This is a genomic window from Caulobacter sp. Root343 (assembly GCF_001425745.1).
Lineage (GTDB): Bacteria > Pseudomonadota > Alphaproteobacteria > Caulobacterales > Caulobacteraceae > Caulobacter.
The window spans coordinates 683,468-696,045 of record NZ_LMDF01000007.1 but is presented as its reverse complement, the minus strand read 5'-3'; the positions used below and the strand labels follow the sequence as shown (position 1 = coordinate 696,045).

Sequence of the window (12,578 nt, the reverse complement as noted above, 5' to 3'; positions counted from 1 at the left end):
AATTGATCAGACCTAGCATGGATTGTCGGCCGAAGAGCCGATGTACGCGCGGCGCCAGCAAACCATCCACCGGTTGTTCGATCAGGCGGCGCTGGATCGAATGGAAGCTAGAATCTGTGCTGATCCGAGCTTGATGGTGACCCGCCGGGCAGCTTTCTCGCCGGCCGGCTGGCCGCCAATGCGCGCTGAATGGCCAAGGAGCGCTGAAACGACCCTTTTTCCAATCTGCCGGTCTCGACGGGCCACGTCGCGCCAGGAGCGGCCCTTGGTGCGCCTCCAAGAAGCTGACCTTCAACACCGCCGGTGAAGCGCTGATCCTGCTTCCGCAAAGGTGTTCGCCGGTAGCCAAGTACTCGTGTGCTGCCGCCCTCCCTTTGTATGGGTTCAAGCTCGCTTGCTCAGGACATCGCGCGGAAATCCGGCCGCGAGATGATCGATCAGGGCTCGAACGGCGGGGGAGAGACCACGGCGTGTCGTGAAGACCAGATGCACGATGCCCTGAAACCCGCGCCAGGCCGGCAGCACCCGCACCAGATGCCCGGCCTCCAAAGCCTCGAGACAGACGTGATCGGGCAAGATCGCCACGCCGAGGCCGTCGATCGCTGCGTCCCGTATGGTCGTCATAGCCTCGCAGCCCATGCGCGGCTGGACGCGGACGACATGGGCGCGGCCATCGTCTGATTCCAGATGCCACTCGAGATCGTCGGCCGAGTCGCTCGTCGCCAGCGCCGGCAACGTGGCCAGTTGCTCAATGCTCGCCACCTGGCTGGCCATTTGCGGGCTGGCGACCAAGATACGGGTCGAGGTGCCCAGCGAGCGCATCGTCAGCGCGGCGTCGCTGGTCAGGCTTGTGCGCACGCGCAACGCCAGATCGATGCGCTCCTCGATCAAGTCCACCGCACGATCGGTCGCGACGAGTTGCAGCCGCACGCGAGGATAGCGCGCGAGGAACGACGAGATCAGGCCATTGATCGGCTGCAGCATGCCCGTTGGGCAGCTGAAACGGATCCGTCCATGCGGCTCGGCCTGGGCTTGCAAGACAAGCGCCTCAGCCTGCTCGGCCTCGGCGAGCATGGCCCGGCATCGCTCATAGAACGCAAGGCCGGTGTCGGTGACGCGAAACCGCCGGCTCGACCGCTCGATAAGGCGCAAGCCCAATCTCTCCTCCAGGCCCGAGATCCTTCGACTGAGCTTGGACTTGGGCTCGCGCAAGGCGCGCCCGGCGGCGGCGAAGCCGCCGTGGGCCACGACTTCGGCGAAGTAGGCATAGTCGTTGAGGTCGATCCGCATCAGCGTTCCTCCAATAGAACGCTAAGTGCCATATTTGCTGACTACAAGCATCATCGTTCTGACTGCATCTCTTCGCCATCACCGGCGCACGGCCGGCCCCAAGGAGTTCAGACGATGACGAACAAGTTCAGCAACAAGGTCGTGGTGGTGACCGGCGGCTCCAGCGGTATCGGCCTGGCCGCCGCCAAGGCCTTCTCTGCCGAAGGCGCTTCGGTGTTCATCACCGGCCGCCGGCAGGAAACGCTCGACGCCGCCATCAAGCAGATCGGCGGCAAGGTCACCGCCGTTCAGGGCGACATGTCGAAACTGGCCGACATCGACCGGCTCTACGACGCCATCCAGCAGAAGCACGCCCAGATCGACGTGCTGTTCGCCAATGCTGGCGGCGGCGAGATGGTCCCCCTCGGCGCCATTTCCGAGGAGCACTATCAAAGCACGTTCGACACCAACGTGAAAGGCGTGCTGTTCACGGTCCAGAAGGCGCTGCCGCTGCTCAAGGACGGCGCGTCCATTATCCTGACCAGCTCGACCACCAGCATCTCGGGCACGCCTGCGTTCAGCGTCTATTCCGCGACCAAGGCGGCGGTGCGCAACTTCGCCCGCAACTGGATGCTCGACCTGAAGGATCGCCATATCCGCGTCAACGCGATCAGCCCCGGCGTCACCGACACCGCCGGCCTGGATGAGCTGTTCGGCGGCGGCGACCAGGCGCAAGGGACCCGGGATTATCTGGCCGGCCTGATCCCCGCCGGCCGCGTCGGCCAGCCCGACGAGATCGCCAAGGCGGTGCTGTTCCTGGCCTCCGACGACGCCAGCTTCATCAATGGCATCGAGCTCTTCGTCGACGGCGGCCAAGCCCAGATCTGAGCCATCATAGAGCCGGCCTCGGGGCGATGTCGCAGCCCGAGGTCGGGCTCCCTTCCAAGGAGACCATCATGATCCAGTCCATGGAATCGGCGGAGCGTATCCGCGAACTGCTCAACCGAAACCTCCAGGAGGTCTTCGGCGAGGGCGATGACAACAAGCGCCGCGCGGCGATCGATGAACTCTGGGCGGAGGACGCGGTCCTCTACGTGCCGCCCGGCGCGATCGTCGGGCGCGAGGCGATCGACAAGTTCGCCGGCGACCTGCGCGCGACGCATCCGCACTACGTCTATACGCCCCATGGCGCCCCTCAGGTGCTCCACAACGCGGGGCGCCTGGCCTGGGGGTCGGGTCCGCGCGGCGCGGCGTTCGAATACACCGGCTGGGACGTCCTGATCGTTCGCGATGGCAAGATCGCAGCGCTCTACGTCTTCCTCGACGAGACGTCGGACGAGTTTCGACGGGCCAGCGCCCAGCCCGCGGTCTGATCCGCGTTCCCGACAACGCGCTCGCCCTCAAGGGCGAGCCCCGGCAGCAAGGAGTTGCCCCGTGTTCAATCCGCTCTCCCCCAACCTCCCCTCAGCCTCGCGCCGGCAAGCCCTGCGCGGTCTGGCCGAAGGGTTGGCGGTCGTCACACTGGCTGGCCTCTCATCGGAGGTCCGCGCGGATGTCGGCGCGCCCATCACGCCGCCCGCAACAGCCGCCATCACCCCGTTTCGCGTCGCCGTTCCGCAAGCGGCGATCGACGATCTCAAGCAACGCCTGCGCATGGTTCGCTTCCCCGAAAAGGAGACCGTGACCGACTGGACGCAAGGCGTACCCTTGAACAAGGCCAAGGCGTTGGTCGCCTACTGGCGTGACCACTATGACTGGCGGCGCTTCGAGCGGCGTCTCAACGCGGTCCCGCAATTTCGCACCGAGATCGATGGCCTGGGCATCCACTTTATCCATGTGCGGTCCAAGCATTCGGGCGCGCTTCCCATGATCCTAACGCACGGCTGGCCCGGTTCGGTCGTCGAGTTCCTGAAGGTGATCGGACCGCTCACCGATCCCACCGCCTACGGCGGTCGCGCCGAGGACGCGTTCGACGTCGTCATCCCGTCGCTGCCCGGCTTTGCCTGGTCGGATAAGCCGGCCGAGACCGGTTGGACGGTCGAGCGGACGGCCCGCGCCTGGGCCACCCTGATGCAGCGGCTTGGCTATAACCGCTGGGTCGCCCAAGGCGGAGACTGGGGCTCGGGCGTCACCCACGCGCTCGCCCATCAACGTCCTGCTGGCCTGGCCGCGGCGCATGTGAACTGGCAGTTCGTCATTCCCGAGCACCTGCCCGAGCACCCGACCGCCGAGGAACGGGGCGCCATCGAGGCCTTCCAACGCTTCACGGGCGATGGCCATGGGTACTTCCGCGAACAAGCCACCCGGCCGCAAACGATCGGGTATGCGCTGGCCGACTCGCCGGTCGGGCTGGCGACCTGGATTTACGAGAAGTTCCAGGCCTGGACCGACAATCGCGGCGACCCGGAAGACGCCCTGAGCCTGGACGAGATGCTCGACGACATCTCGATCTACTGGTTCACGGACTCGGCGGCCTCCTCCGCCCGGTTCTACTGGGAGAATGCGCGCAACGGCCGTGGCGTGAACGCCGGTCGTATCGACTTGCCGATGGCGGCGACCGTGTTCCCGCGGGAGATCTTCACGACCACCAAGGCCTGGGCGCAGGCGCTGTGGCCCAACCTGATCTACTGGAACAAGGTCGATCGCGGCGGCCACTTCGCCGCCTTCGAGCAGCCGGCGCTTTTCGCCAGCGAGATGCGCAAGGCGTTCGTCACCGTCCGCGGCGGCTAAACGCCACCGCGTTTCGGCTCCCGCGCTCCCCACGCCTTCCAACAGCCTTCGTGCCGCCGGGCCCGTGTCCGGATCGGCGGCATGACCCCTCACGCCCGGACACAGCCTCTGCAATCCAAAACAAGGATCAAAGACATGAATACCCGGACCCTTGCCGATGCGCCGAACGCTACGGCTTCCAACCTGACCTCTACCCTGGTTCCGCTCGTCGGCCGCGGCATGATCAGCGCCATCTTCCTGCTGTCGGGCCTATCGAAGATCGCCGCGCCGGCCATGACTATCGGCTACATCCAATCGGTCGGCCTGCCGATGCCCAGCGTCGCCTTCGGCCTTTCAGTGTTTGTCGAGCTTGCTGGGGGCCTGGCCCTGCTGCTGGGCTATCGCACCCGCGCCATCGCGGCCGTGCTGACGCTGTTCTCGCTCGTCACCGCGGCGGTCTTCCACAACGCGCTCGGCGACCAGAACCAGTTCATCCACTTCTTCAAGAACATCGCGATGGCCGGCGGCCTTCTGCACGTCGTCGCCTTCGGCGGCGGCCGCATCAGCCTCGACGCTCGCCGCGGCTGAGGAACAGGCCGGAGCGGCCAGCACCGTTCCGGCCAGCATCATTAAGGAGACTTCCCAATGCTCGAGATCCACGCCTTCGCGACGCCCAACAGCGTCAAGGTCGCCATCGCCGCTGAAGAGATGGGCTTGCCCCACAGCCTCGTCCCCGTCGATCTTCGCCAGGGTGAGCAAAGAAGCGACGCCTTCCTGGCCCTCAATCCAAACGGCAAGGTGCCGGTCCTGATCGACCGTTCACCGGCCGGCGACGCCGACCTCGTGCTCAGCGAGTCCGCGGCGATCCTCGTCTACCTCGCGGAAAAGACCGGCCAACTGCTGCCGATCGATCCGGAGCGTCGGGGCAAGGTGTTCGAACAACTTTTCTTCCACGCTTCGGCCGCCAGCCCTGCCTTCCTGCAGGCCTTCCTGCTCGAGATGCGCAAGACGCCCGAAGGCGACGTCCGCACGGCGGCGCGCAAGGAAGTGGAACGCGTGCTGGGCGTTCTCGACGGCGCCCTCCAGCGCAACCCTTACGTCGCGGGCGACCAGTACACGATCGCCGACATCGCCCATTTCGGATGGATCTGGCGCCACCAAGCCTTTGGCGCGGACCTCGCCCCGTTCCCGGCCGTTAAGCGCTGGCACGACGAGATCCTGTCGCGTCCGGCGGTCGCCGCGGCGATCACCAGCACGCTGGCGCTGGCGCATTGACTGGCGCGCCGCGGCGCCAACTCGCATAGGGAATGTTCGGTCTCATCAAGGTGGGCCGAACACCCTCACGTAAGGTTTCCTGTCCTGCGTTCAGACGCATGGGGATTTTCAGGACGTTCGAATGAGAGACCAGACTGTCGAGCCGCGCGTCTACGGAGATGACTGCGACGGGTGCGAAGGCCCCGAGGCGACCGACATCCTCCGATTCCAGCGCACGATCCGCGCCATCACCGGCAAATGGAAGATCGAGATCGTCTGCACCTTGATCCAGGGCCCGACGCGCTTCGGCGCCTTGCGGCGCGCGCTTCCCGGCGTCACCCAGCACATGCTGACCGAGCAGCTTCGGAACCTCGAGGCCAACGGCATCGTGATCCGCAACGCCTATCCGGAAATACCGCAGCGCGTGGAATATGAGCTTTCCCAGGCAGGGATAGACCTAATGCCAACGCTCAGGGCGATGCTGGACTGGTCTCTGAAGTATGATGGCCTGCTCGGAACCGGCCAGGACATCGCTTCATAGCGGTCTGCTCTTCCAGACTAGGTCTGAAAATCCATCCTACTTGATGGAACCGGCTTGGCGGACGACCTTGTCGCCATGCAGAAAACCTTGATCTTCACGCTGGCAACGGCCGGCATCTTGACCGCGACCTATGGCGGGATCGTCGGCCTCTTCTACAAGGCGCTGGGCGACCCCTCCGCGAGCCTTCCGCTCTATGTCGCGCCTGATGTTCCGGACGCGCGACAACACCGGATCCCGTCGCCCTTCGGTCATCGCACCAAGGCCATGGAGGTCGTGAAGGGCGTCGATCTGCGCGGCAAGGTCGTGGTGATCACAGGAGGCCATAGCGGCACGGGTCGGGAAGCAGTTCGGGCCCTGGCTCGCGCTGGCGCACGCGTCATCGTCCTGGCCCGCGATGTGAAGCGTGCGCGGCGCGGACTGTCCGGCATCGCCAACACCAGCGTCGAATATGTCGACCTCCTGCAGCCCACCTCGATCGACGCCTTCGCCGACCGCTACGTCCAGTCCGGACGACCGCTGCACATCCTCATCAACAGCGCCGCCATCATGGCCACGCCGCTCGAGCGTGACGATCGTGGCTACGAGCGACAGTTCGCGACCAATGTCCTTGGCCACTATCAGCTGACCGTGCGGCTTCTGCCGGCGCTGGAATGGGCGAAGGGCGCCCGAGTGATCAATGTCGCCTCCCGGGGTCACCACGCGGGCGGGGTCCTGGTCGACGACATCAACTTCCATCATACGCCCTACACGGGAATGCGCGCCTACGCGCAGTCCAAGACGGCGCTGATCCTCCTGTCGATCAAGGAAGACGAGCTGTGGCGCGACAAGCAGATCCGGGTCTTCGCCACGACGCCGGGCCCGGTTCCCACGTCGGACCTTTTTGCCGCGGGCGGTGTTGGCCACAAGCCAAACCGCCAGGTCGCGCTCGGACGCATGGTCGCCGGAACACTTCGGGCGGTGCATGCCACGGAGGCTCTCAACCTGCGGCGTCGCCCAAAGAACGAGGGCGACCTCTACAAGACCGTGCAGCAGGGCGGCGCGACGGCCACATGGGCGGCCGTCAGTCGAGACCTGGACGGCAAAGGCGGCGTCTATCTGGAGGACTGCGATATCGCGCCGGTCGTGCCCGCCGAGGGTCGTGCGCCCTACGGCGTGAAATCCTGGGCCCTCGACGTGAATGTCGCCAATCGACTTTGGTCGTTGTGCGAAACCATGACAGGCGTGCGCGTCCCAACGAACGGCGCGTGAAGCCAGTCCTGCGGATGCGCTGAATACCGATTGAGACTGCCGCATCTTCGGCATTTTCACGCCAGCGCCATGCGTGTTGGCGGTCTGCGACCACTATCAGTAAATGGAGTTGAAAGTGACGACTGTGTCGAAGTCGAATGACGCTGGCGATCTTCTGGTGGATGCCGAGACCGACGAGGGTTTTACGACAACATCCTGGGGCGAGGCGTCCCGGACACGCCTGTCTCCCGACCACACCCAAGGCGCGCTTGCGATCATGGACTATCGGGCGCCGCCCGGATTTGGGCCCCCGCGTCACTTCCACCACAGGGACGACGAGATCTTCCTGATTCAGTCGGGCGACATCGTGCTCTGGACCCCGACAGGCTGCCGTACGGCAGGCCCTGGCGACGTCATCCTGCTGCCGAAACTCATGCCGCACACTTGGCGCGCCTATGGCGATGCGCCGGTACGCTTCCAGGTGACGGTGGCGCCGGGGGAGTTTGAGACCTTCTTCGAGCGGATCGTCGACAGAGACCTCACAATCGCCGACGTAGATGCGCTGATCGAATGCGCCAACGAGGCGGGGATGGGCATCATCGGGCCTCCGCTCAGGGATGACGAGGTCGCCGCCATTCTACGCGGCGAGATGGTCTAAGCTAAAGCCGCCGCGCGCGAGAAGCGTCGCGGCGGCGTAGCGCCATAACCGGACCTTGGCTCGTCTCCAAGAAGCGGACCTTGCCGAGCGTGCCTAGCGGCTACGTCTTTCGAAACACGAGTACCAGGTTGTTCGCGGGCATGGTGAGACGCTCGGAAAGGCCAAGGCCATGGGTAGCCGCCAAGGCGACCAGATGGTCCAGGTGGCGAATTCCCCACTCGACATTGCGTCGCCTCAGGCTCTGATCGAACTCGATGTTGCTGGGCGCTGTCGGCGTGTCGCCCTCGATGAAGGGGCCGTACAGGAACAGGCCGGCGCTCGGATGCAGCACCCGCGCAGCGCCCGCCATCAGACCGGCCGTGGCCGTCCACGGCGAGATATGGATCATGTTGATGGCGAGGACCGCGTCGGCTCGTTCGACGGGCCAGGTGTCCGGTTGCGACGCATCCAGCACCAGCGGACACAGAAGGTTGCCTAGGCCGGCATGCTCGCGCCAGGCGGCTATGCTATCCAGAGCGCCGGGATCAGCATCGGTCGGCTGGTATTGCAGCGTGGGCAGCGCTGCAGCGAAGTGAACTGCGTGCTCGCCAGTGCCCGCCGCAACCTCCAACACCAGACCGTTCTCTGGCAGGCGCGTCCGCAGGATCTCCAGAATGGGATCGCGGTTTCGGGCCGTGGAGGGGGACGTACGCGCGGCGGGAGACAGCGGATCGGACATGCCGACAATCTGAAGGCTTCGGCGGCTCGGCGCCAGGAGCGGACGTAGCGGTAAGGCCGGAAAGCAGACATTCGGCTGCCTTCCTCGCCCTCTTCACTTCTGCTGGGTCAATCTTGAGCCAGCGGCGTAACCCGCCGCCAAAGATCGTTGAACACGACGCTGTCGAAGAAGGCTGAGGCCTTGATCACCTTGCCGTCCCGCATGTGGAAGAACCACGCATAGGTGTTGGCGTAGGACTTGCCGTCGCGCGCGGTCCCGGTGGCGTCGAAGAAGATCACCACGGTGTCGCCGTCGGCGTGGATCTCCCGAATGGTCGGCTTGATGCCGACGCTCATGCGGGCGTTGAACGGGCCGATCACCTCGGACAGGAAGGCGGCCTTGGTGGGATAGGTCTTGGAGGCGTCGGACTGGCCGACGATGGTCCAGGTCGCGTCTTCGGTCAGCAGGTCGAACGGCCCGCCCTGCCCCGCCCGCCAGGCGTCGAAGCTGGCCTGAACGATGGCCTTGTTACGGATTTCGGTCTCGGTGTTGGTCTGGTCGGTGTGGGCCATGGCAGCGCCTCCGATGAAGAGGGACAGGGTCAGGGCCAGCGCGGCGAGCGCGGTCAGCGTGCGGTGCATGGGAATGGCTCCTGGGAACGGACCGCCGGCGCTAGCCGGCGGCCGCTATCGGCGGGCTAGATCTGGTTTTCCCAGGCCTTCAGCTGATGGTCCTTGAGCATGTCCTCGATGACCTGCGGCACGACGTTGCGGAACTTGCCGGTGTCGGCCGGGACGATGTCGATCATCCGGTCGACCATCTCCTGGGCGTCCATCTTGCCCTCGGGCGTGGCGAAGAAGTCGTCGAAGCCCTTCCGCAGATCGGCGCGCTTGGTGAAGTTCTTGGCGTCGTCCAGCCAGCGGAACGGATTGTCGGCCATGGTCTCGTTGTAGCCGGTGTAATAGGCGCCCGGATTGATGGTCTGGATCTTGACGCCGTAGGGGGCCAGCTCCTGCTGCATGGCCTCGGCCACCGACTCCAAGGCGTGCTTGGTCGAGACGTAGGTTCCCCAGTTAGCCGGGGTGAACAGACCGCCCATCGACGAAGTGAAGACCACCTTCTTGCCCTGGCTCTTGCCCTCGCGGACCCACTTCTGGACCACGCCCTGTGTCAGGGTTAGCGGCAGGAAGACATTGGTCTCGAAGTTCTTGCGCACTAGGTCGACCGGGATTTCCCAGACCGGACCGGCCTCGCCCATGCCGGCGTTGTTCCACAGCACGTCAAAGTCGAGGCCTATCGCCTGTTGGATGTCGTAGGAATCGTTCAGGTCCAGACGGTAGACGGTGATCCTGTCGGAGAGGCCCAGGGCGGCGACTTCCTCGCGTAGCGGAGTGACCTGCGAGGCGACGTGGACGGTGGCGATGATGTCGTGGCCGTTCTTGGCCATGCCGATGGCGGCGCCCTTGCCGAAGCCGCCGGCCGCGCCGGTGATCAAGATGGTTTTCTTGGTCATGGTCTTGTTCCTTTTGGATTTGGGTTGGTCTTGAGAGGCTTGGGGAAGTCAGAGTGCCGCGGCGGCGGCCCGGGCGATCTCGGCGTCCTGGTCGGGACTGCCGCCGGACACGCCGATGGCGCCGACCAGCCGGCCGTTCGCGTCACGCAGGGGGACGCCGCCGGGGAAGGTCATCAGGCCACCGTTGCTACGTTCCAGGCCGGGAGCCGGCGCCCCGGGCTTGCAGTAGTCCCAGACGGCCTCGCTGGTGATGCCGAACAGGGCGGCCGTGCGGGCCTTGCCCAGGGCGACGTCGATGGAGCCCAGCACCGCCTCGTCCATCCGGCCGAAGGCCTTCAGGTGGGCGGACGCGTCCAGCACGGCGATGTTGACGGGGGTGCCGAGGGCGGCGGCGCGGGCTTGGCCGGCGGCGAGCGCCGCCTGGGCCTGACTCAGGGAGAGCATGGCGTGTTCCTTCTTGAAGCGAGAGGAGTCAGGCGGCCGGGAAGGTCCGTTCCCAGCCGGCGTCTGGTTCGGTCGCCAGGACCCAGAGCGTATCGGCGACACCCGCTGCCTCGGCCGAGGCTGGGGCCACCAGGGTGGCGACCGTGGCCAAACCGATGCGGATGTCCCGCTCGGCCAGCGCCGGAGCCAGGCCCTGCACGACATTGCGCAGCGCGGCCTTGCCGAGGCCCAGGCTGGCCCAGTCGGCGTGGGGCGCGAGCGCCAGGCCGCCGCCGGTGACCAGGATCGTTCCTGCCCGGCCCTCAAAGAGGCCGGCGGCGGCGCGGATCACATGCAGTCCGCCGGTGACGTTGACCGCCAGATCGCTGTCGATCTCGGCGTCGGTCATGCTGAACAGGTCTTGCTGGCGAACATTGGCGGCGTTGTAGAGCACCGCGCTCAGCCCGCCCGACAGCCGGTCGGCGGTCCGTAGCCCCGCGCGCACTGCTTCAGGGTCGGTGGCGTCGATCACCAGGCCGTGGGCGTCGACGCCCTGGCCGATCAGTCGCGCGACCATGGGGTCCAGGGTGCGGGGGCTGCGGGCGGCCAGGACGATGGTCCAGCCTTCACGGCCGAACCGCTCGGCGCTCGCCTCGCCGATGCCGGGACCGGCGCCGACGATCAGCAGGGCGCGGCTCACGGCAGCACCTCGGCCAGTTCGATCAGGTTGCCGAAGGGGTCGCAGAAGAAGGCGAGCTTGCGGCTGATGGCCTCCAGCACGAACGGCTCGGTGACGATGGTCACGCCGCGTTGGCGCAGCGTCTCGACCGTCGCCTCGACGCTGGTCACGTTGAGGCAGAAGTGGTGGTAGCCACGGTATTTCAGGCTGTCGCCGAGATCGGCGTAGGGGCGGACCTCGATCGGAGCCGGCTCGCCGCCGCCCAGCACCTCGATGTAGAAATGATCATCGGTCGGGGGCGCCAGATAGGCCAGGCTCTCGTCGCCATAGGCCCACTCGGCGACGACCCGGAAGTCCAGCAGGCCGACATAGAAGGCCTTGGCGTCTTCGAGATTGGGGGTGCGGACGGCGACGTGGTGGCCGCGCATGTCGGCAAAGGGCGAGGCCGTATTGTGGGCCGGCGGGACGAAATCGGACATCGGGTTTCTCCTTTTCCAGCTGGGGTTGGCGTCGCCGCCGCCCCGGGTGTGAAAGGAGATTTGCGCTTTTCGACCTCGCAGGATTAGATGGGAAATCTTCCGATCAATGCTGAGTGAAATTCACGAGTGCGAACCACCGATCTGTCGGAGCTGGCGGCGTTCGACGCGGTGGCGCGGCACAAGAGTTTTCGACGCGCGGGCGAGGAGCGCGGCGTCACCGCCTCGGCCATCAGCCACGCCGTCACCAATCTGGAGGCCCGGGTCGGTATTCGTCTGCTCAACCGCACCACCCGCAGCGTGTCGCTGACCGACGCCGGAGCCATGCTGCTGTCGCGGCTGTCGCCCGCCTTTGGCGACATCGGCTCGGCGATGGACGGGCTCAACCAGTTTCGCGACACCCCTTTCGGCAAGGTACGGATCAACGCGCCCAGCTCGATCGCCTCGTTCGTGCTGGGGCCGGTGGTCGGACAGCTGGCCGAAGCCAATCCGAACCTGGCGATCGAGATCGTCACCACCGACCGGCTGGTCGACATCGTCGAGGAAGGCTTCGACGCCGGGATCCGCCTGGGCGAGAGCCTGCGCGACGGCATGACGGCGGTGCGGATCAAGCCGCGCCTGCGCTTCGCCGTGGTCGGCTCGCCGGCCTATTTCGCCCAGCGACCCATGCCCAAGACGCCGGCCGACCTAGCGGGCCACGTCTGCTTGCAGAACCTATATCCGACAGGGGTGCGCTACGCCTGGGAGTTCATCAAGGACGGACGGACGATCGATTTTCAGCCGACAGGCCCCTTGGCGTCAGACGATCACGAACTGCTGGTCGAGGCGGCGCTGTCGGGCGCGGGCCTGGCCTATGTCTGGGAGAACCGGGCCCAAGCCCCGATCGACGACGGCCGACTGGTGCGTTGCCTCGAGCCGTGGTGCCAGCCCGAGGACTGGCTCTACCTCTACTATCCGACACGCAAATACATCTCGGCCGGCCTGCGCGCCGTTATCGAACTCCTGCGCGCCTGAACGTGATCGCCATAGTCAATTTGCGCCATGAACGGACCTTTGGACCGCTCCAGATTCCGGACATTCCGTCTCCGGCGACAAGAGCCGCCCGGCCCCATAACGGTCAGCTTGCGCTAGA

At 65.8% G+C, this 12,578-nt stretch carries 16 protein-coding genes; 9 read left to right on the top strand and 7 right to left on the bottom strand.

What is annotated here, in order from left to right; all coding sequences use genetic code 11:
* Positions 1-384: 384 nt before the first annotated feature.
* On the bottom strand, positions 385-1,290 hold the full coding sequence (locus tag ASC70_RS15800) for a LysR family transcriptional regulator (RefSeq protein ID WP_056051665.1): 906 nt from the start codon (positions 1,288-1,290) through the stop codon (positions 385-387).
* Between the two features lie 114 nt (positions 1,291-1,404).
* Between ASC70_RS15800 and ASC70_RS15795 the strand changes: the two genes are divergently transcribed.
* The 8 genes from ASC70_RS15795 (at position 1,405) to ASC70_RS15760 (ending at position 7,658) form a co-directional block, all read left to right on the top strand.
* Positions 1,405-2,157, top strand: a complete 753-nt coding sequence (locus tag ASC70_RS15795) for an SDR family NAD(P)-dependent oxidoreductase (RefSeq protein WP_056051663.1) — start codon at positions 1,405-1,407, stop codon at positions 2,155-2,157.
* 68 nt (positions 2,158-2,225) lie between these two features.
* Complete coding sequence (locus ASC70_RS15790) at positions 2,226-2,642, top strand: nuclear transport factor 2 family protein (RefSeq protein WP_056052826.1); 417 nt, start codon at positions 2,226-2,228, stop codon at positions 2,640-2,642.
* A gap of 61 nt (positions 2,643-2,703) precedes the next feature.
* The gene (locus ASC70_RS15785; RefSeq protein ID WP_235519416.1) at positions 2,704-3,999 is read left to right on the top strand and encodes an epoxide hydrolase family protein; all 1,296 of its coding nucleotides are present in this window, start codon (positions 2,704-2,706) and stop codon (positions 3,997-3,999) included.
* Positions 4,000-4,134: 135 nt separating this feature from the next.
* The gene (locus ASC70_RS15780; protein WP_056051661.1) at positions 4,135-4,566 is read left to right on the top strand and encodes a DoxX family protein; all 432 of its coding nucleotides are present in this window, start codon (positions 4,135-4,137) and stop codon (positions 4,564-4,566) included.
* A gap of 57 nt (positions 4,567-4,623) precedes the next feature.
* On the top strand, positions 4,624-5,253 hold the full coding sequence (locus ASC70_RS15775; RefSeq protein WP_056051659.1) for a glutathione S-transferase family protein: 630 nt from the start codon (positions 4,624-4,626) through the stop codon (positions 5,251-5,253).
* Positions 5,254-5,374: 121 nt separating this feature from the next.
* Positions 5,375-5,773 carry a helix-turn-helix domain-containing protein gene (locus ASC70_RS15770; protein ID WP_056051657.1) on the top strand — a complete coding sequence of 133 codons (399 nt, stop codon included), beginning with the start codon at positions 5,375-5,377 and terminating at the stop codon, positions 5,771-5,773.
* Positions 5,774-5,827: 54 nt separating this feature from the next.
* Positions 5,828-7,021, top strand: coding sequence for an SDR family NAD(P)-dependent oxidoreductase (locus ASC70_RS15765; protein WP_056051653.1), 1,194 nt, complete (start codon positions 5,828-5,830; stop codon positions 7,019-7,021).
* 115 nt (positions 7,022-7,136) lie between these two features.
* Complete coding sequence (locus tag ASC70_RS15760; RefSeq protein WP_162247233.1) at positions 7,137-7,658, top strand: cupin domain-containing protein; 522 nt, start codon at positions 7,137-7,139, stop codon at positions 7,656-7,658.
* A 100-nt stretch (positions 7,659-7,758) separates the two neighbouring features.
* Here the strand turns inward: ASC70_RS15760 and ASC70_RS15755 are convergent, their stop codons facing one another.
* The 6 genes from ASC70_RS15755 to ASC70_RS15730 form a co-directional block, all read right to left on the bottom strand.
* Complete coding sequence (locus ASC70_RS15755; protein ID WP_056051650.1) at positions 7,759-8,376, bottom strand: DUF938 domain-containing protein; 618 nt, start codon at positions 8,374-8,376, stop codon at positions 7,759-7,761.
* A gap of 107 nt (positions 8,377-8,483) precedes the next feature.
* The gene (locus tag ASC70_RS15750; protein ID WP_056051648.1) at positions 8,484-8,996 is read right to left on the bottom strand and encodes a nuclear transport factor 2 family protein; all 513 of its coding nucleotides are present in this window, start codon (positions 8,994-8,996) and stop codon (positions 8,484-8,486) included.
* A 56-nt stretch (positions 8,997-9,052) separates the two neighbouring features.
* Positions 9,053-9,868, bottom strand: coding sequence for an SDR family oxidoreductase (locus ASC70_RS15745; protein WP_056051646.1), 816 nt, complete (start codon positions 9,866-9,868; stop codon positions 9,053-9,055).
* 48 nt (positions 9,869-9,916) lie between these two features.
* The gene (locus ASC70_RS15740) at positions 9,917-10,312 is read right to left on the bottom strand and encodes a heme-binding protein (RefSeq protein ID WP_056051644.1); all 396 of its coding nucleotides are present in this window, start codon (positions 10,310-10,312) and stop codon (positions 9,917-9,919) included.
* A gap of 28 nt (positions 10,313-10,340) precedes the next feature.
* On the bottom strand, positions 10,341-10,991 hold the full coding sequence (locus tag ASC70_RS15735) for an SDR family oxidoreductase (RefSeq protein ID WP_056051643.1): 651 nt from the start codon (positions 10,989-10,991) through the stop codon (positions 10,341-10,343).
* Positions 10,988-11,449 (bottom strand): VOC family protein, encoded by a 462-nt coding sequence (locus ASC70_RS15730; RefSeq protein ID WP_056051641.1) that lies wholly within the window; start codon positions 11,447-11,449, stop codon positions 10,988-10,990. Before ASC70_RS15730 ends, ASC70_RS15735 begins: the two co-directional genes overlap by 4 nt.
* Positions 11,450-11,575: 126 nt before the next feature.
* Here ASC70_RS15730 and ASC70_RS15725 point away from each other — a divergent pair, with 126 nt between their 5' ends.
* On the top strand, positions 11,576-12,460 hold the full coding sequence (locus tag ASC70_RS15725; RefSeq protein ID WP_056051638.1) for a LysR family transcriptional regulator: 885 nt from the start codon (positions 11,576-11,578) through the stop codon (positions 12,458-12,460).
* Positions 12,461-12,578: the final 118 nt, after the last annotated feature.

What these genes read in the sequence shown, in the direction of transcription:
- ASC70_RS15800 (WP_056051665.1), bottom strand. Translation starts at nt 1,290, where the DNA reads ATGCGGATCGACCTCAACGACTATGCCTACTTCGCCGAAGTCGTGGCC.
- ASC70_RS15795 (WP_056051663.1), top strand. Translation starts at nt 1,405, where the DNA reads ATGACGAACAAGTTCAGCAACAAGGTCGTGGTGGTGACCGGCGGCTCC.
- ASC70_RS15790 (WP_056052826.1), top strand. Translation starts at nt 2,226, where the DNA reads ATGATCCAGTCCATGGAATCGGCGGAGCGTATCCGCGAACTGCTCAAC.
- ASC70_RS15780 (WP_056051661.1), top strand. Translation starts at nt 4,135, where the DNA reads ATGAATACCCGGACCCTTGCCGATGCGCCGAACGCTACGGCTTCCAAC.
- ASC70_RS15775 (WP_056051659.1), top strand. Translation starts at nt 4,624, where the DNA reads ATGCTCGAGATCCACGCCTTCGCGACGCCCAACAGCGTCAAGGTCGCC.
- ASC70_RS15770 (WP_056051657.1), top strand. Translation starts at nt 5,375, where the DNA reads ATGAGAGACCAGACTGTCGAGCCGCGCGTCTACGGAGATGACTGCGAC.
- ASC70_RS15755 (WP_056051650.1), bottom strand. Translation starts at nt 8,376, where the DNA reads ATGTCCGATCCGCTGTCTCCCGCCGCGCGTACGTCCCCCTCCACGGCC.
- ASC70_RS15750 (WP_056051648.1), bottom strand. Translation starts at nt 8,996, where the DNA reads ATGCACCGCACGCTGACCGCGCTCGCCGCGCTGGCCCTGACCCTGTCC.
- ASC70_RS15745 (WP_056051646.1), bottom strand. Translation starts at nt 9,868, where the DNA reads ATGACCAAGAAAACCATCTTGATCACCGGCGCGGCCGGCGGCTTCGGC.
- ASC70_RS15740 (WP_056051644.1), bottom strand. Translation starts at nt 10,312, where the DNA reads ATGCTCTCCCTGAGTCAGGCCCAGGCGGCGCTCGCCGCCGGCCAAGCC.
- ASC70_RS15730 (WP_056051641.1), bottom strand. Translation starts at nt 11,449, where the DNA reads ATGTCCGATTTCGTCCCGCCGGCCCACAATACGGCCTCGCCCTTTGCC.